This is a genomic window from Pseudomonas sp. GW821-FHT10B02, from assembly GCF_059415665.1.
Genome location: NZ_JBWKNR010000014.1, coordinates 1 through 19,953 on the forward strand (window position 1 = coordinate 1; position 19,953 = coordinate 19,953).

The 19,953-nt window shown below is 62.2% G+C and carries 20 protein-coding genes; 7 read left to right on the forward strand and 13 right to left on the reverse strand.

Annotation, left to right across the window (positions count from 1 at the left end; translation table 11 throughout):
- Positions 1 to 250 precede the first annotated feature (250 nt).
- From AC07OF_RS20225 to AC07OF_RS20250, 6 genes are read right to left on the reverse strand one after another with little or no spacing between them, the layout of a single operon-like run.
- On the reverse strand, positions 251 to 1,135 hold the full coding sequence (locus AC07OF_RS20225) for a ChaN family lipoprotein (RefSeq protein ID WP_495073369.1): 885 nt from the start codon (positions 1,133 to 1,135) through the stop codon (positions 251 to 253).
- Positions 1,136 to 1,190: 55 nt separating this feature from the next.
- A complete protein-coding gene (locus AC07OF_RS20230; RefSeq protein ID WP_157193173.1) occupies positions 1,191 to 1,958 on the reverse strand; it encodes a heme ABC transporter ATP-binding protein in 768 nt (255 codons plus the stop codon).
- Positions 1,958 to 2,941 carry a FecCD family ABC transporter permease gene (locus AC07OF_RS20235; protein ID WP_167335147.1) on the reverse strand — a complete coding sequence of 328 codons (984 nt, stop codon included), beginning with the start codon at positions 2,939 to 2,941 and terminating at the stop codon, positions 1,958 to 1,960. Before AC07OF_RS20235 ends, AC07OF_RS20230 begins: the two co-directional genes overlap by 1 nt.
- A gap of 50 nt (positions 2,942 to 2,991) precedes the next feature.
- Complete coding sequence (locus tag AC07OF_RS20240; protein WP_157193172.1) at positions 2,992 to 3,879, reverse strand: heme/hemin ABC transporter substrate-binding protein; 888 nt, start codon at positions 3,877 to 3,879, stop codon at positions 2,992 to 2,994.
- A gap of 12 nt (positions 3,880 to 3,891) precedes the next feature.
- Complete coding sequence (locus tag AC07OF_RS20245) at positions 3,892 to 4,962, reverse strand: hemin-degrading factor (RefSeq protein ID WP_495073370.1); 1,071 nt, start codon at positions 4,960 to 4,962, stop codon at positions 3,892 to 3,894.
- Between the two features lie 17 nt (positions 4,963 to 4,979).
- The gene (locus AC07OF_RS20250; protein ID WP_157193170.1) at positions 4,980 to 5,711 is read right to left on the reverse strand and encodes an energy transducer TonB; all 732 of its coding nucleotides are present in this window, start codon (positions 5,709 to 5,711) and stop codon (positions 4,980 to 4,982) included.
- Positions 5,712 to 5,922: 211 nt separating this feature from the next.
- Between AC07OF_RS20250 and AC07OF_RS20255 the strand changes: the two genes are divergently transcribed.
- Positions 5,923 to 8,151, forward strand: a complete 2,229-nt coding sequence (locus AC07OF_RS20255; RefSeq protein ID WP_157193169.1) for a TonB-dependent hemoglobin/transferrin/lactoferrin family receptor — start codon at positions 5,923 to 5,925, stop codon at positions 8,149 to 8,151.
- Positions 8,152 to 8,245: 94 nt separating this feature from the next.
- On the opposite strand, the gene AC07OF_RS20260 is transcribed toward AC07OF_RS20255, so the two are convergent.
- The 3 genes from AC07OF_RS20260 to AC07OF_RS20270 form a co-directional block, all read right to left on the reverse strand.
- Complete coding sequence (locus AC07OF_RS20260; protein WP_495073371.1) at positions 8,246 to 8,491, reverse strand: hypothetical protein; 246 nt, start codon at positions 8,489 to 8,491, stop codon at positions 8,246 to 8,248.
- Positions 8,492 to 9,201: 710 nt separating this feature from the next.
- Positions 9,202 to 10,542, reverse strand: coding sequence for an ATP-binding protein (locus AC07OF_RS20265; protein WP_038612677.1), 1,341 nt, complete (start codon positions 10,540 to 10,542; stop codon positions 9,202 to 9,204).
- A complete protein-coding gene (locus AC07OF_RS20270; protein ID WP_038612674.1) occupies positions 10,539 to 11,249 on the reverse strand; it encodes a response regulator in 711 nt (236 codons plus the stop codon). Before AC07OF_RS20270 ends, AC07OF_RS20265 begins: the two co-directional genes overlap by 4 nt.
- A 164-nt stretch (positions 11,250 to 11,413) precedes the next feature.
- Here AC07OF_RS20270 and AC07OF_RS20275 point away from each other — a divergent pair, with 164 nt between their 5' ends.
- Both AC07OF_RS20275 and AC07OF_RS20280 read left to right on the forward strand, forming a co-directional pair.
- The gene (locus AC07OF_RS20275) at positions 11,414 to 11,737 is read left to right on the forward strand and encodes a hypothetical protein (protein WP_051939453.1); all 324 of its coding nucleotides are present in this window, start codon (positions 11,414 to 11,416) and stop codon (positions 11,735 to 11,737) included.
- Complete coding sequence (locus AC07OF_RS20280) at positions 11,730 to 12,437, forward strand: DUF3313 domain-containing protein (RefSeq protein WP_191832405.1); 708 nt, start codon at positions 11,730 to 11,732, stop codon at positions 12,435 to 12,437. Before AC07OF_RS20275 ends, AC07OF_RS20280 begins: the two co-directional genes overlap by 8 nt.
- Here the strand turns inward: AC07OF_RS20280 and AC07OF_RS20285 are convergent.
- Together AC07OF_RS20285 and AC07OF_RS20290 are read right to left on the reverse strand one after the other, a co-directional pair.
- Entirely contained in the window at positions 12,409 to 14,238 is a 1,830-nt protein-coding gene (locus AC07OF_RS20285) for an SLC13 family permease (protein WP_495073372.1), read from the reverse strand. The two genes, AC07OF_RS20280 and AC07OF_RS20285, sit on opposite strands and share 29 nt — an antisense overlap.
- 75 nt (positions 14,239 to 14,313) lie before the next feature.
- Positions 14,314 to 14,967: an SOS response-associated peptidase gene (locus AC07OF_RS20290; RefSeq protein WP_495073373.1), complete on the reverse strand. Its 654-nt coding sequence runs from the start codon at positions 14,965 to 14,967 to the stop codon at positions 14,314 to 14,316.
- A 167-nt stretch (positions 14,968 to 15,134) separates the two neighbouring features.
- On the opposite strand from AC07OF_RS20290, the gene AC07OF_RS20295 reads away from it, so the two are divergent.
- The 4 genes from AC07OF_RS20295 to AC07OF_RS20310 all read left to right on the forward strand — a co-directional run bounded on the left by AC07OF_RS20295 (position 15,135) and on the right by AC07OF_RS20310 (position 17,973).
- Positions 15,135 to 16,325: an NAD(P)/FAD-dependent oxidoreductase gene (locus tag AC07OF_RS20295; RefSeq protein ID WP_476446714.1), complete on the forward strand. Its 1,191-nt coding sequence runs from the start codon at positions 15,135 to 15,137 to the stop codon at positions 16,323 to 16,325.
- Between the two features lie 26 nt (positions 16,326 to 16,351).
- A complete protein-coding gene (locus AC07OF_RS20300) occupies positions 16,352 to 16,717 on the forward strand; it encodes a DUF1641 domain-containing protein (protein ID WP_051939449.1) in 366 nt (121 codons plus the stop codon).
- 22 nt (positions 16,718 to 16,739) lie between these two features.
- On the forward strand, positions 16,740 to 17,561 hold the full coding sequence (locus AC07OF_RS20305; RefSeq protein ID WP_495073374.1) for a methyltransferase domain-containing protein: 822 nt from the start codon (positions 16,740 to 16,742) through the stop codon (positions 17,559 to 17,561).
- A 61-nt stretch (positions 17,562 to 17,622) separates the two neighbouring features.
- Positions 17,623 to 17,973, forward strand: a complete 351-nt coding sequence (locus tag AC07OF_RS20310) for a hypothetical protein (protein WP_038612659.1) — start codon at positions 17,623 to 17,625, stop codon at positions 17,971 to 17,973.
- Positions 17,974 to 17,976: 3 nt separating this feature from the next.
- On the opposite strand, the gene AC07OF_RS20315 is transcribed toward AC07OF_RS20310, so the two are convergent.
- Positions 17,977 to 18,675, reverse strand: coding sequence for a YoaK family protein (locus tag AC07OF_RS20315; RefSeq protein WP_157193163.1), 699 nt, complete (start codon positions 18,673 to 18,675; stop codon positions 17,977 to 17,979).
- 30 nt (positions 18,676 to 18,705) lie between these two features.
- On the reverse strand, positions 18,706 to 19,788 hold the full coding sequence (locus AC07OF_RS20320) for a helix-turn-helix domain-containing protein (RefSeq protein ID WP_157193162.1): 1,083 nt from the start codon (positions 19,786 to 19,788) through the stop codon (positions 18,706 to 18,708).
- Positions 19,789 to 19,953 lie beyond the last annotated feature (165 nt).

The following is a 19,953-nucleotide window of genomic DNA, read 5'->3' on the forward strand; positions in this document are numbered from 1 at the left end:
CGAAGCAAGTCGTAGGCCGCGATGCCCCTGGAGGGCACCGTAGCGAAGGGACCCGGAGCGCAGCGTAGGGCCGTATGCAGGAGCAGGCGGCTTTGCCTACTTTCCCCAAGAGGAAAGTAGGCCGCCGTAAAGGCGGAAGGGGCCGGCAGCGTCACCACACAAAATGGATAAGCTCACAGCCTCAACAACCCAACGATCATACCCCCGGGATTCCGCGAAGAATCTCAAAAAAGGAGTACAGGCATCCAAGTCAACGACGCAGTTTGGCGCAATGATCCTGAACCGGTTGTGCCGCCGTATACCACACATAGTCAGCACTTTCGGCAGTCACCGTCTTGCCCACCTCAGCCAGAATCAGCACCTGGTTACCTTCGCCCGCACCCAGATCGCTCAGGTGCAGCGGCACTCCCAGATCCTTGCGTACATGGAAGGCCCCGGCCAGCAACACGGCAGGCGTAGGTGCGGCCAGCAGGCTTTCGGCCATGCGCCGGTCGCGCTGCTGCTGCACAGCGAGCATCGCTGGCATCTGCGATTCGGGCAGCAAGCCGCAATGCGACTCGCGGATATCCTCAAGCAGCGTGGCTTGCACTTCAGGACGGGTGGACGCTGCACCTTCGAGCACTGGCCGCTGTTTGTAGATTTGCATGATCTGCGAGCGATTCAGGTTGGCCGAGAGCAACGGATACGGCTGGTGCAGGGCATAGGTGACCAGCGCGCCGTACACGCCCCAGTCCCAGTTGGCCTGCCAGGCCAGGGCCTGGAACGCATCGCTCGGTGGTTGCCCGGCACGGGTCGCGGCTTGCGCTGCATCGACCTTGTCCTGCTGGTCCGGGTTGAGCATCTCCATCAGCAAGCTGCCTTGCGGCCGTTGGCCGGCCAACTCGCGCAGCAGCCACAGTTGCAGGGCGTGGTGATCAGGGTTGTCGTGTTGTTCGCCGACCAGCACCCGTGGCGCGGCGGCCAGGCGCTGAACCAGCTCTTGTGGGGTCAGGGTCCGGCCGCTGGCCAGTTCGCGGATCACCCCAAGTTCAGCGTGATCGCGCCCCTGTGGCGCGATCGGGGCCGGTGGTGGCAGTACGTCTCGGGTTTGGCAGGCCGCCAACAGGCTGACCAGGCAGAGCAACAGAAGGCGCATCGGGATTCCTTGCTAAAGAGTTACCCCTCAATCACGGCAGGATGAGGGGGCGGTTTCAGCGCGCGATGATCAACGGGTGGCCGCGTTCCGGGTGTTGGTGAATGAGCACTTGCAGTCCATACACCGCCGCCAGGGCATCGGCGGTCAGCACCTCTGACGGTGGGCCATAGGCGTGAGGCAGGCCGTCTTGCAGCAACAGCAGTTGATCGCAGTAGCGCGCCGCCAGATTGAGGTCGTGGAGGATCACCATCACCGCCGCGCCACGTTCGGCGAAGTCGCGCACCGCTTGCAAAATGGTGTGCTGGTGTAACGGGTCGAGCATCGATGTCGGTTCGTCGAGCAGCAGTGTCTGCCCCTCGGCGCCGGGCCAGAGCTGGGCCAGTACCCGGGCCAGGTGCACGCGTTGCCGCTCACCACCGGACAGCGCCAGGTAGCTGCGTTGCGCCAGGTGCAAGGCGTCAGCCGCCGCCAGCGCTTCGCTGACGATTTCGGCATCGCGCACGCGGCCGCTGGCGTGGGGCAGGCGCCCCATGCCGACCACCTCATTGACCGAAAAGGCGAAGTTCAGGCTTGAGCTCTGCGGCAGCACCGCCAGGCGCTTGGCACGCTCCTGGCCGGGCCAGTCGGCAAGTTTGCGTTGATCAAGGCTGACATTGCCTTCGGTGATCGGTAACTCACCGCACAGCGCTGCCAGCAGGGTGCTCTTGCCCGCGCCGTTAGGGCCGAGAACGCCGAGCACTTGCCCAGGCGGCAACTGAATGTCGATATTGGCCAGGACCGTGCGTTGGCCGCGGCGTACCAGCAGGTTGTCTGCTTCAAGCATCAGGTGCGCCCCCGTACCAGCAAAAAGAGGAAGAACGGCGCGCCAATCAGGGCCGTGACAATGCCGATCGGCAACTCGGCAGGTGCCAACAGCAGGCGTGCGATCAGATCGGCCAACAGCAACAGACCCGCGCCAGCCAGCAACGATGCGGGCAGCAGCACCCGGTGGTCCGGGCCGACCAGCAAGCGCATCAGGTGCGGTACCACCAGGCCGATGAAACCGATCAACCCCGCTGCCGCAACCGCGGCACCGACGCCCAGGGCGGTGCACAACACCAGCTCCAGTTTGATCCGTTCGACATCGAAGCCCAGGTGACGTGCCTCCGATTCCCCCAGCAGCAGCGCGTTGAGGGCAGCGGCGCGGCGCGGCAACCACAAGGCAACCGCCACGGCGACAATCAACAACGGCCACAGGCGTTGGTAGCTGGCGCCGTTGAGGCTGCCCAGGTTCCAGAAGGTCAGGGTGCGCAGGGTGGCGTCATCGGCCAGGTAGGTGAACAGACCCACCCCGGCACCGGCCATGGCGGTCATCGCCACTCCGGCCAGCAACATGGTGGCGACGTTGGTCTGGCCATTGCTGCGCCCGAAGCGGTAGACGATGGCCGTGACGATCAGGCCGCCGGCGAAGGCGCACACCGACAGTACATAAGGCTCGATGGCCGCCGGCAGTCCGCCGACCAGACTACCGCCGACGATGGCGATGGCCGCTCCCAGCGCTGCGCCGCCCGATACGCCGACCAGGCCCGGGTCGGCCAAGGGGTTGCGGAACAACCCCTGCATGGCTACCCCGGACAACGCCAGCACCGCACCGACAGCAATGCCGAGCAAGGTGCGCGGCATGCGGATCTGACCGAGGATCAGGTCTGCCTGCTGTGTGGCGTCGCCCTCCAGCGGCAGGCCGATCAGACGTAACCCGGCCTTCAGTGTTTCGCCCAAAGGCAGGCTGACCGGCCCGAGGGCCAGCGACAACCAGACCACCAACACCAGCACCAGTCCCAGAGCGAGCAGCATCGGCCGCGGTCGGACAATTGCCGTCATTGGCCAGCCTCGGCGCTCAGCGTCTTGGCGTGCGGATAGAAGGCTGCGGTCAGCGTCGCCAGGGTATCCGGCACCCGCGGACCAAGGCCACCCACCAGCAGGGTCGGGTCGATCACCAGCACACGACCGTCACGACCGGCCTGGGTTTGCGCCAGTACCGGGTTCTGCTCAAGCAGCGCGTTACGTGCTGCGTCGCCTTGCAGGCGACTACCGGCCAGGAGAATCACCTGCGGATCGAGGGCCAGCATGGCTTCGCTGGACACTGGCTTGTAGCCAGTGTGTTCGCCCAGGCTTTGTCCACCGGCTTGCTCGATCATCCAGGCCGCCAGGGTGTCCTTGCCAGCCACCTGCAGGTTGCCCCCGGAATGGCTGAGCAACAGCAATACCCGTGGTGCCGGGTGTTGCTGACGGGCCTGTTTGACCACGGCGGCCTGCTGGTGCAGACGCTGCTGGTAGTTGCTCAGCAGGGCCTGTGCCTGGTTCTGCTGGCCCAGCAATTGGCCCAGCGTTGTCAGGTTTTGTTGCAAGGCGGGCACATCGGCCTTGGCCGACAACAACTCGATGCGTACACCCGACGCCTTGAGTTGTTCCAGAACAGGCGGCGGTCCCATTTCACTACTGCCGACCAGAATGTCCGGACGCAGAGCCAGAATGCCCTCGGCCGCCAGCGCGCGCTGGTAACCGATGCCGGGCAGGCTGTGCAACGAGCGCGGGTACTGGCTGGTGCTGTCGACACCGACCAGCTTGCTTTCGCCGCCCAGGGCTACAACCCATTCGCTGAACGCACCGCCAGCGCTTACCCAGCGCTGGGGCAGGGCATCGCTGGCACTGGCCAGCTGGCTGAACAGCAAGCCAGCGCAGGCCAGGAGGATTTTCTTACGCATCTAGGTGCTTCCTTAGACGGTCATCGGAGTCGCGGATTCTGCCAGAGTACGCCAGTCATCACGCTCCGGCACACCTGGTTTGCGCACACCGAACAGCTGGATGACCAGTTCGCCGTTGGCGTCGAAGCCCTCGTAGCTGGTGACGATACCGTCGACACTTGGCTTGCGCACACGCCACAGTTCGGTGATGCCGGTGGTTTTCAGGTGCAGGTTGAACGCAGGGTCGAGGACGTTGAACCAGGTGTCCATCCAGCGCAGGTTGCTGACCGGGCCCGAGTGGATCTGGATGCAGTGCTGGTTACCGACGAACACCATGATCGGAACTTCGCGCTGGCCGGCTTCTTCAATCAGGTTGGTCAGCTCGACGGTGGCCAGCGGTTCAGCCCATTGATGACCGGCCAGGCGCAAAGCCTGAGTACGCGCTACGTCGTTGCGCTTGAGCAGGGCGAAGAAGTCGTGGGTGTCCTGCAGGGCGGACCACTCAGTGCGCAGCTTGTCGGCATCGACTTCGCTGTCCGCACGCGGGAGCTTGGCGGCTGGCAGCGGTTGCAGGTCCAGCTCGACGCTCTGTTCTTCGGCACGGAAACGTTCAACCAAAGGCGCCCAGGCGGCTTCTTCGCTGGTGGCGGTGAGGAACACCTTGTGCACGGCGGTGCCTTGGCGGTCGAAAATCTGGATGCTGCGCTGCGGTCCGCGTGCAGTGTTTTCGTCGACGGCAAACACACTGGCCCAGCCGCTGAGGAACAGGCGCAGGTCGATGTCCGGTGACAGCACCATGCCCATCTGGCCGCTGCCCATGATGGTCACCTCGTGATACACGCCTTTGCGCTCATGCACGCAGTGTTCGTTGCGGGTCAGCGCCATGATGTAACCCAGCTCGCCCAGTGCAGGCAGCAGTGTCTTCCACTCCGGGCGCAGACGCACGGTATCGACGCCCAGGCGGCTGGCGGTCAGTTCGGCTTCGCTGACGCCGAGCTTGGCGGCGGCATCGCGGGCGCGCAGGCCCGATTGCTCGGTGCGCAGTTGTTGCCACTGCTGGTAAAGCTCAGGTCCGGTAGCCAGGGCGAGCGTTGGGGCGGTCATGGTGAACTCCTTCAGGGTCATCGGTTCGCCGTAAGGGCGAATTCTATTGGTATTTCCACACGGCTGGGCACGGCCCGGCCATCGACTATTTCGGGACGAAAGCGCCACTGGGTCACGGCTTCGAGGGCGGCCTGATCAAGGCTTGTCACCCCCGACGAGCGCACCAGCGTGAGTTTGAGTTGCTTGCCGTGCTCGTCCAGGCACACCTCGACACGGACGATCCCTTGCTGGTTGCGGCGACGGGCCTGCGACGGGTAGCGAGGTGGCGGCGGAGGGCTGACAAAACTGGGGCGCAGGCTGACCACTGGCGAGATCGGCGGCGCAGCAGGGGCGGGCGTGCTGGGGCTGTTTACCGGTGGCGATACCGGTTTGCTGGTGGTTTGGCGCGATGCTGCTGACGCAACGGCGGTCTGGCTGGTGCGTGACTCGGGGCGTGGCGCGGGCGCTGATTTGACGATTGCAGGCTGGCTTTTTACCGGCAGTGGTTTGGCGGCTGGGGGCACCGGCTTTGGCAGCACTGGCGCTTTCAGCGGCGCCGGCGCTGGCGCTGCGGCTTGAGGTGGTGGTGCTTGCGGGCGAGCAGGCTGTGCAGGTGCAGGCTCGACGGCTTGCGCCAGGCTGACCAGTTGAATGGCCATCGGCGCTTGCCACGCCAGGGGCTCGGGCGTTGCCCGTAGCGAGTGCAATAGCCAGCCCGCGCTGACATGCAGCGCAACCGACAGCACCAGGTAGCCCCAAGGGTGTTTCATGCAGATCTAGTTCTTATTGAATATGAATGCATATGGTAATAATTTGCATTTGTAAGTCAAGCTGGTTATCGTCGCCTCCGCTGCCATTGAGAAGCATTTGCAGTAAAGGCCCTTCACAGAAAGGGGCATTGCTGAGCCCAAAACAAAATCCAACACATCCCCGCCAGCCCCGACGGTTAACGCACGGGGCTGACCATAGGAGTCAAGTTAGATGTCGATCCGCCCGCCATTCCCCCAGCGTTCCTGGCTTGCCTTGCTGCTGCTCTCGCCATCGCTGGCCCTGGCTGCCGAGCCCGTTACCCAGTTCGATACCGTCAGCGTGACCGCGACGCGTACCGAGCAAACCCTGCTGCAGGTGCCCAGCACGGTGTCGGTGCACAACGAACGTGAAATCGATCAGCACAACGACAAGAACCTCAAGGATCTGGTGCGCTACGAGCCGGGTGTTTCGGTCAGTGGTACCGGCAATCGCTTCGGCTTGTCGGGTGCCAACATCCGCGGCATCGACGGCAACCGCGTGCTGACCCAGGTGGATGGTGTGCGGGTTCCGCAAAGCAACTTCTTCAGCCCGTTCCAGGACGTGCGCAGCAACTACGTTGATCTCGACACCATCAAACAGGTGGAAATCATCCGCGGCCCGGCGTCTTCGCTGTACGGCAGCGATGCGATCGGCGGTGCAGTCAGCTTCCTGACCAAGGATGCCGCCGACTACCTCGAAGAGGGCGACGACACGTACGCACGATTCAAAACTGGCTACGACGGCAGCGATGACAGCTGGCAGCGCAGCGCTACCTTCGCCGGGCGCAGCGGCACGGTTGACGGTTTGTTGCACCTGGGCCGTCGTGACGGTCAGTCCACCGACACCTGGGGTGGCAACGGTGGCGTCGGCAGCTCGCGAGAAGAGGCCAACCCGCTCGACTACACCACCGAGAACCTGCTGGCGAAGCTGGGGTGGGACTATGCCGAAGGCGACCGCCTGCAGTTCACCTACGAGCGCTATCAGGACGACGCCAACAGCAACCTGCTGAGCGACATCACTTCACGGGCCACCCTCACCAGCCCGGCCATCCTCGGTTCGCAATCGAAGGACAGCATTGACCGTGACCGCTACAGCCTCGAGCACACCCTGAGCCTCGACAGCCTGCTGGCCGACCAGCTGAAATGGCAGCTCAACTACCAGGAAAGCAGCAACAAGCAGAAAACCCTGCAACAGCGCCAGACCGTCTCGCGGGTCAATCGTGTGCGTACGCGTGATTCGCAGTACGACGAGCGTCTGTGGAGCCTGAACACCCAGGCGGACAAGCAGTTTGCCGTCGGCGAAACCCGCCATCACATGATCTATGGTGCTGAGCTCAAACGCATCGAGGCCAGCAACCTGCGTACGGGCAAGGAGGTTCGCCTTGACACCGGCGCCACCGTGCCGGCCACCGAAAACTTCCCGGTCAGCGACTTCCCGGATCCGACCAGCGAGTCCTTGGGCCTGTTCGTTCAGGACAATATCGAGATCGGCCGCTGGACCCTGCTGCCAGGCCTGCGTTACGACTACTACCGTCAGACCCCGCACGTCACCGACGAATTCCTCAACGGGCTGCCGGCAGAAACCGATCCGTCGCGCATCACCGATGACCACATCTCGCCAAAATTCGCCGTCACCTATCAGTTGACCGAGCATGAAAGCGTGTACGGGCAATACGCCGCCGGCTTCCGCGCGCCGAGCCCGGTGAACATGTACGGTGAGTTCAGCAACCCGCAGTTCGGTTACCAGCAGATTGGCAACCCGGACCTGAAACCGGAAACCAGCGACAGCTATGAATTCGGTCTGCGCGGTCGCTATGACCTGGGCAGTTTCGGTATTGCGCTGTTCTACAACAAGTACAAGGACTTCATTGCCACCGATACAGTGCCGGACCCTAACGGCACCGGCCTGCTGACCTTCCAGCCCCGTAACCTGGGCAAGGTCACCATCCGTGGCGCCGAAGCCAAAGGTGACATCAAGCTCGACGCCTTCATGCCTGCCGGTACCCGTGCGCTGGGTTCGATTGCCTATGCCCGTGGCAAGGATGAAGAAACCGGTCAGGCACTCAATAGTGTCGATCCGCTCAAGGCGGTCATTGGCCTGGGTTACGATGCCCCGAGTGGTATCTATGGCGGGCAGTTGACCTGGACCCTGGTGCAAGCCAAGGACCGCGTCGACCATACCGGCGATGCCGATTTGCTGATCGACCGTCAGTTCGAGACCCCGGGCTATGGCGTTCTCGACCTCAACGCCTGGTGGCAGGTCACCGAACAAGTGTCGATCAACGGCGGCCTGTTCAACGTCACCGACAAGAAGTACTGGAACTGGGGCGACGTTCAGGGCCGTGATGAAGATGCCGCTGGCCTGGGCCGTTTGACCCAGCCAGGGCGTTATGCAGCGGTCAACGTGATCTGGGAAATCTGATCCAGGCCGGTGCTGTCGGTGGGAGCGGGCTTGCCCCGCGATTGCGGAGTTACAGTCACATCGCATCGCGGGTCAAGCCCGCTCCCACAGGCGGTTAATCGTCGTCATCATCATCCCGGTCGCGACGGTGGTCGTTGTCGTAGTAACGATAACGGTCGTCGTCGCGATAGCGTTTGTTGTACTTGCGATGGTCGCGGTCATCGCGGTCGTCGTCCCAATCGCGGGAGTAGCGATGGTCGCGGTCCCAGCGATGATCGTCGCGGTCGTAGTCGTGGTAGTAGCAACCGGCGGTGGCCAGTACCGTGGTGATCACGGCGAAGCGGGTCAGATGTTTCAGCACTGTGGTTCCTTGATCCGCACAGCGGTAGGGAGGGTACAGGCTCAGACCAGCCGTTCGGGGTTTTGTTTCCGGAGTGCTCAAGGCAAGAAAGGTTTCTTTACGCAATCCTGGGGAGTCCTTGGGTTGGGATGTTAAGGCTGTGAGCTTATCCATTTTGTATGGTGATGCTGCTGGCCCCTTCCGCCTTTACGGCGGCCTACTTTCCTCTTGGGGAAAGTAGGCAAAGCCGCTTGCTCCCGCATCCGGCCCTACGCTGCGCTCCGGGTCCCTTCGCTACGGCACCTTCCGGGGCCACGCGGCCTACGACTTGCTGCGCCAAGTCTACGGCTCGCGTTCTTCGGCTACGCCGAAGGTGCTACGCACTGGCCCCTACAGGCACCTCCACTCTGCCTCCTGAAGTCGCAGTCCGCGGCGCCTGTACTTACGCGCATGAAGATCAAGATCAGGAGCGAGTCGGTACTTACTTCTAGCGGGCTTGTCCCGCGATACCTCAGCCTGACTCCGCCAGCATTTGATTTCGGAGATGCGTCAGCACAGGCGCCGCCGTAAAGGCGGAAGGGGCCAGCAGCGGCGCTACATCAAATGGATAAGCTCACCGCCTAAAACCCAAAAAAAAAGGCTCACACGAGGTGAGCCAAAGTCGACGTTCTGAAGGGAAGAAACCCTAATGTAGAGGTCTGCCGTTAAGTGGGCGTTAACGGCTGTTGTGGTCAGTCGTTGACCCGCGGCAATACGATTCTCGCCAGCAACCCGCCATCAGGCGCATTGCGCAAGGTCAGCTCACCGCCTTGTTCACGAATCGCCGTACGCGCCGACGGCAAGCCCAGACCGACGCCACCGGTGTCGCGATTGCGCGAGCTTTCCAGGCGAAAGAACGGCACAAATACGTCCTCCAGCGCTGCATCCGGAATCCCCGGGCCATGATCACGCACCTCGATGAACAGGCTGCGGGCATTGCTGCTCAGGCGAATCGACGGTGGCTGCGCGTACTTGACGGCGTTTTCTATCAAGTTTGTTACTGCGCGCTTCAAGCCCAGCGGTCGACCGAGGTACACCAGGTTCGCCGGCCCTTCGAAATCCACGTCAATCTGCTGGTCGCGGTAATCGTCGACCAGGGTTTGCAGGAGCTCGGCCAGGTCGAAAGGTGTGGCCGTTTCCAGGTGGGTTTCGTCGCGGAAGAAACCAAGCGCAGCATTGATCATGCTCTGCATTTCATCCACATCACGGAACAGCTTGCGCTGTTGCTCGGCATCTTCGATGAACTCGCCACGCAGACGCATACGCGTCAGCGGCGCACGCAGGTCATGGGAAATGGCCGCCAGCATTTGCGTTCGTTCGGCGACGAAGTGCTGGATCTGCGCCTGCATGGTGTTGAACGCCGTAATGGCCTGGCGCAGCTCATGGGGGCCCTCCAGGCGGATCGGCGGGGCGCGCAGGTCGCTGCCAAAACGCCTCGCGGCACGGGCGAAACGCTGCAGTGGGCCGGCCAGTTGACGGGTACCGATCCAGGCCACCAACAACGCGGCAATCAGTGCCAGGATACCGATGATGGTAAAGCGCATCCCGGTGCTCAGGCCCCAGCTGCGATAAGGCGGGGTGAACGCCAGCCAGCTCTGGTCGGCCAGTTGCATGACCAGTTTGTAGTGCGCGTCGGGGTTGTCGGCCGGCCAGTCGGCGGGCTGGTAGACTTCCAGCCGCAGCGGAACAGTGGCCAGCAGTTGCGTCAGAGCCGGCACCGCCTGCGGGGCTACCTGTTCACCCGGACCGGGCAAGGCGAGGGCGTCACGTTGGGCGCTCCACTGCACATGCAGCATCGGGTTGCTCGCCGCGTTTGCCAGTTGCATGCGCTTGTCGGCTGGCGCGGCTTCCAGTACCCGTGCGGTGACGGCGATCTGTTCAAGCAGGCCGGTTTTCTCCAGCGGCGGTCGTGCCCAGACCCCGGCCAGTTGCACGAACAGGATGTTCAACGCCACCGAGATCAGCATGGCGGCAATGATGGTCAGTGCGATGCGCCGGCTGATGCCGTCGTGGTGCAGGCCCAGGCGGATCATGTGCGGCTGACCTTGGCGTCGAACAGATAGCCACCGTTGCGCACGGTGCGGATAAGCGCCGGGCGCTTGCTGTCCGGCTCGATCTTGCGGCGCAGGCGGCTGACCTGCACGTCGATGCTGCGGTCATAGGCTTCATGGCCCTGGCCACGGGCCAGGTCGATCAACTGCTCGCGGGTGAGGATGCGCTGCGGATGCTCGAGAAACACCAGAAGCAAATCGAACTCACCGGCCGATAACGGCACCATCACCCCTTGCGGGGTGCGCAGTTCACGGCGGGTTACATCGAGTTGCCAGTCGTCGAAACGGATCAGCGGTCGGGTGTCCTCACCGAGGCTGCGCAGCTGCTCGCCGGCGCGGCGTTGCACGGCACGCAAGCGGGCCAGCAGTTCGCGAGCGTCGAAGGGCTTGCCCACGTAGTCATCAGCGCCCAGCTCCAGACCGACGATACGGTCGCTCAGCTCGTCCATGGCGGTGAGCATGATGATCGGGATGCCGGTGCTGCTGCGCAGCTTCTGGCACAGGTTCAGGCCGCTTTCGCCGGGCAGCATCAGGTCGAGGATGATGGTGTCCGGACGTTGTTTTTCGATAGCCGCCCACATCGCCGTGCCATTGGCGGCCAGGTCGACTTCGTAGCCATGCATGACAAAGAACTTCTTCAGCAGGGCACAAATTTCCACATCGTCATCGACGATCAGCAGTCTGCTCACGATCAGGTCCAGTGGGGCGTCAAAAGTGCGTATCTAAAACTATTCTGCTGCGCCGGTCACATATTTCAATCATGTAATAAAGCTGCATTCGCGACACAAAGCGGACATCAGCCAGCAAAGGCCCTGGGCGATCCTGTCGGCAGACCAAACCAAGGGAATCTTCCATGCCGGCACAACCTCCAATCGACGGCCTTGACTGCAGCCAATCCCTGACCCTCGACCTGCGCACCCAGGATCTGTGGCGCAACGCGCTGCTCAGCTACCAGGACTCTCGCCTGGGCCTGTGCCGCGAGGGTACACATGTGATTCTGAGCCATTACTTCGAGCGGTACAGTCCCAGCAACAGCCAATGGATGGAATACAGCTACAAAGTGTCGTTGTCCGAGCTGGTGCACTGGATCATGGCCAACGGTCAGCTGCAAGTCGATCGCTCCGGTACTGCCCCCAGGGCCATCCGCCACCAGGCCGGGAACACTCGTCATGCGTAAACTGATTTCTGCCCCGGTACTGTGCCTGTCGCTGTTAATGGTCGGCTGCAGCCAGAACAGGGTATCGCCCAAGGAGTATTCCGGCTTTCTGCGCAACTATGACCAGTTGAGCGAGCACAAGACCGCATCGGGTGATTCGGTGCTGCGTTGGGTCAGCCCGAAACTGCGCATGGAACGTTACAGCCAGGTGTACATCGCGCCAAGCCAGTTCTACCCGCAACCCAAGGCCAGCGCGCAGATCCCCGAGACAACCCTGAAAGCGATAACCATCTATTACGATGCAGCGCTTAAACGCGAACTGGGCAAGGTGCTGAATCTGGTCGAACAGCCAGGGCCAAACACCTTGATCGTACGCCCGGCAATCACCTCGGTCAGCGCACACACCCAGTCACTGCATTTCTATGAATATCTGCCGGTGACTCTGGTGGCCGCAGGGGTCAGCAGCGCCGTCGGCATCCGTGACCTGGACAGCGTGATCGCCACCGAAGCGGCGTTCCTCGATGGCGGCAGTCGCACTGTGGTCGCCGAAGTGGTGCGCAAAGGCACCGGCCTGCCGCTGGAGAACGACGATCAGGTGATGACCGCCGAGAACCTCAAGCGGGTGCTCGATGGCTGGGCGCAGGATTGGCGCAATGCCGCCGTGGCCCTCAAGCAGCAAAACGCCGCTGCGTTCACAGGGCAAAAATCCACGGCACCATGAAGACGCTGACCACCATCACCAGCAAGGTGAAGGGCACGCCGATTTTGACGAAATCGGCAAAGCGGTACTGGCCGGGGCCGAGCACCAGGGTGTTCACGGGTGACGAAACCGGTGTCATGAATGCCGCAGAAGCCGCCAGGGCGACGATCATGGCGAAGGGGTAGGGCGAGGCGCCCAGCTGTTCAGCGGTACTGATCGCCACCGGGGCCATCAGTACCGCTGTAGCCGTGTTGGAAATGAACAGACCGATGATCGCGGTAATGGCGAACAGGCAGGCGAGGATCAGGTAAGGCCCGGCCTCGCCGAGCAACTGCACCAGCACATTCACCGCGATGGCGATCCCACCGGTTTTCTGCAAGGCCAGGGCAAACGGCAGCATGCCGACGATCAGCACCAGGCTCTGCCAGTGGATCGCGCGGTAGGCGCTGTTCATGTCGATGCAGCGTCCGGCGCCCATCAGCAGGCAGGCGATCAGCGCAGCGATGACATTGGGCACCACGCCGCTGATCATCAGGCCGACCATCACCGCCAGGCTGATCAGGGCATAGGGCGCCTGGTTCAGGGCCGGGGCGACATTGTCGACTTCCGCCGGCAGGCTCAATACCAGAAAGTCCTTGGGCTGCGCTTGCAACTGGCGCACCGACTTCCACGGGCCGATCACCAACAGGGTGTCGCCAAGCTTGAGCTTCTCTTCCACCAACTGTTCTTCAATTGCATTCTGGCCGCGGCGCAGGCCGACCACGTTAAGGTCCCAGCGGCTGCGGAAGTTCAGCTCCAGCACGCTTTTGCCGATCAGCTGCGAGCCGGGCACCACCGCCACTTCGGCCATGCCCACGGCGTGGGACTGGTCGATGAAATAGGCGGCCTTGAAGTGCAGCGGTTCGAGTTTCATGGTCTGGCACAGACTGCGCAGGTCATCACGCGGGGCGAACAGATCAAGCAACAGCACATCACCCTCATGCACCGTGGTGCTGGAGTCGGGGCTGATGACCCGGGTGGTGAACTTGTGCTGACGTTCGATGCCGACCACGTTGGCCCCATGCACGGTGCGCAACTTCAACTCACTGAGGCTGTGGCCGATCAAGGGCGAGTCCGGGCGCACCCGCAGGCGTCGTTCACGGCCAGCGAGTTTGTAGTCGATGATCAGGTCAAGCAGGGTGCGGCGGGTTTGCGGGCTGCCGTCCTTGCGCACTTCACCGCTGAGCCAGTGGCGGGTCAGCAGCATGTAGCCGACGCCGAGCGCGAGGATCACCAGGCCGAACGGGGTAAAGCTGAAAAAGCTGAAACCGCTTTGGCCGTGGCGCACCAGCTCACTGTGCACCACCACGTTGGGCGGTGTGGCGACCAGGCTGAGCATGCCGCTGATCAAACCGGCAAAACTCAGCGGCATCATCAACCGGCTGGGCGAGACCTTCATGCGCGCGGCGATGCTCAGCACCACCGGAATGAAAATGGCCACCACCCCGGTGGAGCTCATCACCGAACCCAGCCCGGCCACACAGACCATCAGCAGCACCAGCAAACGCACTTCGCTGTTGCCGGCGCGATCGGCCATCCATTCGCCGATGCGGTAGGCAATGCCGGTGCGCACCAGCCCTTCGCCGATCACGAACAGCGCGGCGATCAGTACCACGTTGGGGTCGCTGAAACCGGCCAGGGCTTCCTGGACGCTGAGGATACCGGTCAGTGGTAACGCCACGATCATCAGCAGGGCGACCACATCCATGCGTGGCTTGTTGGCGATGAACAAGACCACGCTGGTAAACAGCAGGCCGAGCACCCAGAGCAATTCGTGGTTCATGCAGTCTTCCCGATCCTTGAAGGCTGGAAGTTTGGCAGAAAGTGGAGGGTGGTTCATTGATTTGCGTAAGCGCTTCTACGCAATGGGCCTGAGCAACTCTGCACCCTGGTTGCGTACATTACCTACCGCTTTATCCACTCGATACCAGGCAAACGACTCGGCCGGCTCACCCAGGTTGAGCACCATCTGTTCAGCCTGGCCCTTGGCGCAATCAGGGTTCAACCAATCCCGGGCCAGGGCCGGCGCGAGCACCACCGGCCTGCGGTCATGGATATCAACCATGCCGCCGACACTGTCGGCGGTGATGATGACAAAACCATCGTCCTCGGCCACACCCCATTGGCCAATGCCGGCGCAGAACGCCGGCAGGCCATCGCGGCGATGAATATAGTAGGGCTGTTTTTTTGCCTCGCCTTCATCGACCCATTCGAACCAGCCATCAATCGGTACGATCAACCGGTGCCCCCAGATCGCCCGGAAGAACGGTGAATGCGCGACTTTCTCCACCCGCGCATTGATCGGCGCTGCCCGGTCATGGGCCCAGTGCGGGCGCCAGCCCCAACGCAACCAATGGGCACGGTGCGCGGACAGGACAGCGACGTTGCTGCTGGGGGCAACATTGTAGTGCGCCAAAGGCTGATCGCCGACTTCATTGGCCAGGGCACCGGGCATGCTCAGGGCGTCGACGAAATCGTGAATGCCACGGTACTGACTGAGTCTTCCGCACATGCAATGTGGCCTTTATTAGTCATCTGATACGGTATCAGAGGTCATCTTCGGCGAAATTCAAGTAAAACGAATTAACCCATATAGCCAAGGGTTATTGGCATATCACCGCAGCTTCTCCAACTATAGCCCTCGAAGTGTCAGGGCTTTGTTCGCAGGGAAGCGTGCGTATGGCAAACCATATTCTCATCGTCGGAGGCGGGGTCGGCGGCACCATGCTCGCCAATCAACTGGTCGGCAAACTCTATCCGGAGATACTGCGCGATCAGGTGCGTATTACGCTGCTGTCCAATTCGCCTGATCATTACTACAAACCAGCCTTCATGTACGTGGCCTTCAACCAGTTCTTCAAGGAAGAACTGAAGCGCCCCGAACGTTCATTGCTGCGCCCGGAAATCGACTTTCAGGTGCAGGAAGTCACCCGCTTTGATTTCGCCGGTCAAACGCTTCATACCCGTTCCGGCAAACGCTTTGGCTATGACTTTCTGGTAATCGCCACCGGATGCGTGCCGGCACCCGAACGTATCGAAGGGCTGCAGCAGGGCGGTGATCATTTCTACCAGTACGAGCCGGCGCGTCAGCTGGCGCAACGCCTGGCCAGAATCGAGAAGGGACGGATCTTCATCACCGTGTCCTTTCCGCAAACCCCCAACGTGCCCCATCAGTGTGGTATCGCGCCGGTGGAAACCACGTTGATGCTCGATGACTACCTGCGCCGCCGCGGTGTGCGTGACAAGGTCGAGATCATCTATACCTACCCGACCACCGCACAGCTGCTGCGCAATTGCCTGTTCTTGCAGCGTCCTACCGGTGAGATCCTGCCGGGCATTTTTGCCCAGAAGAACATTCAGTTTCAGCGCGGCTTCACCCTCGGCAAGGTCGATCCTGACCAGCGCATCGCCTATTCGGAAGAAGGTGATGCACAACCCTATGACATCCTCATGGCCACGCCGCCGATTCGCGCGGTGGATGCGGTGCGGGAAAGTGGCGCGTCGCAGGCAGCCAACCAGGAAGGCTGGCTGCCGACCAACCACGAAACCTTGCAGGTTTATGGTCTGGATGGAGTGTATGTGATCGGCGACACCGTCGATCTGCCTGTCAGCAAGGCCGGTGGTGCCTGCCACAACCAGGCGCCGGTGATTGCTGACAACATTGCCGGCGAGATCCGCCTGGGTACCACAGTGGCGGTGTATGACGGCAAGGTCCAGGCCGCCGCGCAGATGGGCCTGAACGCCGGTATGCCGTTGACCTACGACTACCGCCACGATGTGCTGCCGACGCCGCCGACCAAGCTCGGTGGCCTGCTCAGGAATGGATTCAACCGCGGCCTGTACTGGGCCGTTGCGCGCGGCATGCTGTGACCCGACACCGGGAGGAGCTGACTGACATGGAAGTGACCGATACGCTCGCCCTGCAGGGCGAAAACCCCGGCCTTGAGGCCTTCTTGAACAAACTGCAGCCGTTGCTCGATGGTGGTCGCCTGGACAACCTGGTCGATCTGGCATCGTTGCTGTCCGATCTGGTCGACCTGCTCGATGCGGCCATGGTTGAAAAACTCTCGGTGCAGTTCGAACAAGCCACGGCCTTGTCCTGGAACCTTGGCAACGCCATTCGCCTGGCCAAGGCCCAGACCCGTCAGGAAACTACACCCCCTAGTTTGTATGGCCTGCTGTTGCTACTACGAGAACCGCAAACCCGCCGTGGGTTTGCCCTGGTGCTCAGGGTATTGAATGCAATTGGACACCAGGATTGATCGTAGGCAAAGGAAGGCTGAGATGATCGCTAAACACTGCACCACCGTGCCCGGCGGTAATACCGCCTGGGACCCGAAAAGTTACCTGCAATTTGCCCGTCTGCGTGAACGGCCGGTGCTCGAGCTACTGGAGCGTCTGCCCTTGCAGGCGCCCGAGTGCATTTATGACCTGGGCTGTGGCACCGGCATTGCCACGCGACTGTTGGCCGAGCGCTGGCCGCAGGCTGAACTGTTTGGTGTCGACAGCTCCGTCGAGATGCTGCAGGAGGCGTTAGCCTTGCCCATCAAGGTCAACTGGCTGAGCGCGGATGTCAGCCAGTGGCAGGCGGAAAAACCTGCCAACCTGCTGTTTGCCGCTGCGGTGCTGCACTTTATCGAAGACCACGAAAGCCTGCTGCCGAGATTGCTGAAGCAACTGCGCAAGGGTGGCTGTCTGGCCGTGCACATGCCCAACTGGCGCGATGCACCCTGGTACCAGCTGATGCTGCGCGCCTTGAGCGAACCCGGGCCCAGCGGTCTGCCTCTGGGTACCCTGGCGCTGCGCAAGTTCATGGCTTCGCGCAATGTACTGTCGCTGGACAGCTATTACCGCTTGCTGGCACCGCTGACCCGTGAGCTGGATATCTGGGAAACCGAGCACCTGCAGGTGGTCGAAGGCAATTCGCCGATTTTCGACTGGGTCAAGGTGTCGGCTTTGCGGCCGGTGCTTAACGCGTTGAGCGAATTCGAGCGCGAAGTCTTTCTCAACAAATACCTGAAGCTGTTGCACAGTCACTACCCGGTCGAGGATGACGGGCACACCCTGTTTCCGTTCAAGCGCACCTTTATCATCGCTACAGTGTGAGGCGCGGGCGTTGGCGGCCCGGCAATGATAAAGTCGGCTTTTTTTCCGACGAGGGTGTGTCATGCGGGTAGTAATGGCGATGGTCGCTGCAGCACTGTTGGCCGGTTGTGCCTCTTCGGCCATGGAAGCGGCACGGACCCAGGCACCGAACAAAAGCTTCACCTCGAGCAAACCCGCCGACCGCGTTGCCCAGTGCATCCAGTTCGGCTGGCAGGACGAGGCGGTGTTTGGCGTCGACGCCAGTGGTTACCTGGAGCCAGGCAAGCAGGGCGGCTTTACGGTCTATACGCGTGAAGCGGAGTCCTTCGCGGACATCCAGTCGCAAGGTGCAAACACCGCTGTCAGCTACTACGCCAAGAAGGACGACAGTGTCGCCCTGCGTCGTATGGCGGCATTGGCCACCTGCCTGTAAACACTAGCGGGGCATGTACCCGAGCTGCCAGCGCCGGGGGATCTTCAACGAGATCAACCCCAGGGCGGCAGCGAGCAGGGCGCTGAACAGCAGGGCGGCCAGGTCGAAAGCCTGCTCCAGCAAGACCCCGGCAATGGCGCCGACGAACATCCCGGTCCAGGGAATCAACTGCACCCGCCAGCCGTGCCGGCGTTCGCCCAGCAGCGCGCGGCCAAGTCCGCGACCAAAGCGCGAGAGCGCGCCGGTGACGTAGGTCAGGCCGATTGGCAAACCGTTCACTTCTTCGACCACGGCGTTGATCATGCCCATGGCGGTAACGGCCGCGACCAACGCCGGCAATTGCCAGCTCAGCGGCAACAGGCCGGCCAGCGCCAGCAGGGCGGCGATGATCGACAACAGCGGCCAGGGGCGCCGGCCAGTGAGGCGGGCAATGACCACGCCGAGGGCGTTGCCCAGCACAAAGGCCAGCAGCACCACACCAATACGCAGCACCAGAGCGAATTCACCTTCACCCAGCGATACCGCCAGGCGCGTGGTGTTGCCGCTCATGAACGAGACGAAATCACCGGTGGCCATAAAACCAATGGCATCGGTCATGCCGGCCAGCACCGACAAGGCGGCGACAAAATACAGCCCGACCTTGCCGCGCAGCCTGGCCACGCGCAGGGACCGGGCCGAAAGATATGAGGAACCTGGCAGCATCCATTACGCTCCCAATAAACGTGAAGTGACTCAGGCGCGTTGCGCCAACCTGGCTTCGAGACCGGCGATATGGGCCTGCAGCCGTTCGTGCTGCTGGCGCTCGGCGCTGATGTCTTCGAACACACTGATCAGGTGTTCCGGCTCACCGTCGGCCCGGCGCTGCAACGAAGTGCGAGCGCGTACCCAGATGTACTCACCGTTTTTGCGGCGCACCCGTTTCTCCACCTCATAGCGCTCGGTTTCACCGGCCAGCATACGCTGCAGCAGTTGCAGGTTGGCTGCCAGGTCGTCGGGGTGGGTGATCTGCTGGAAGGTCATGGCGTAGAGCTCTTCAGGGCGGTAGCCGAGCAGCTCGCACAGGCTGTTGTTGACCCGCTGCCAGCTGCCGTCTGGGTCGATATAGGCGAGGGCGCCCCAGGCCAGTTCGAAGATCGCGCGAAAACGCTCTTCGCTGTTGCGCAGCGCCTGCTCGGCGACCTGGCGTTCGGTGTTGTCCATGCTGATACCGACCATCTTCACCGAGCGTCCGGCGCTGTCGCGTACCACTGTGGCGCGGGAGGAAATCCAGCGCAGTTCGCCATCAGGGCGGGTTATACGGAAATCGCACTCGCAACCACTGCCGTCGGCCACCGCCTGCGCATACATGGCCTGCATCTGCGCGACGTCTTCGGCTGGCAGGTGGGCCCAGAAGTCTTCGTTGCGATGCACCGGCCAGCCATAGACCTGCTCGACGTTGGGCGAGTAGGTGACCTCGTCGCTGATCAGGTTCCACTCCCAGGTGACGATGCGCGCGCCTTCCTGGGCCAGCTTCATGCGCGTTTCGCTTTCCATGATTTCAGCGGTGTAGCGCCGGCGCAGGTCGGTCATCGGCAGCTCCACCACCTGTGGCTGCTGGATGTTCTGCAGGGCTTCTTCGCCGTAGCGCAGCCAGATCCAGTTGACCTGGAGAAAGTCTGCCAGCTTGCGCAGGTTGTCGTAGTCGATTTCGCCGCCGCGGGTCCATTTGTGCACCGCGGTGCGCGAGATCCCCAAGGCCGTGCCCACGGCTTGCAGGGTCAGCTTGTGATGCTCGAGCAGTTCCTTGAGGCGGAAGGCGAAACTGTTTTCCAACATGGGGCAGGTGTCCTGATCGGGGCCAAGAGCCTGTCAGTATACCTAAGCTGTCAACTTTGGGTTGACGGTGTGCCAGCAGTCCCGGTGCGAGCGGGCTTACCCCGCGAGAAATGGAACCCGAATGCTGCTGGACCTAGCATTTTTACCAGTAGCGACGTCCCAGTT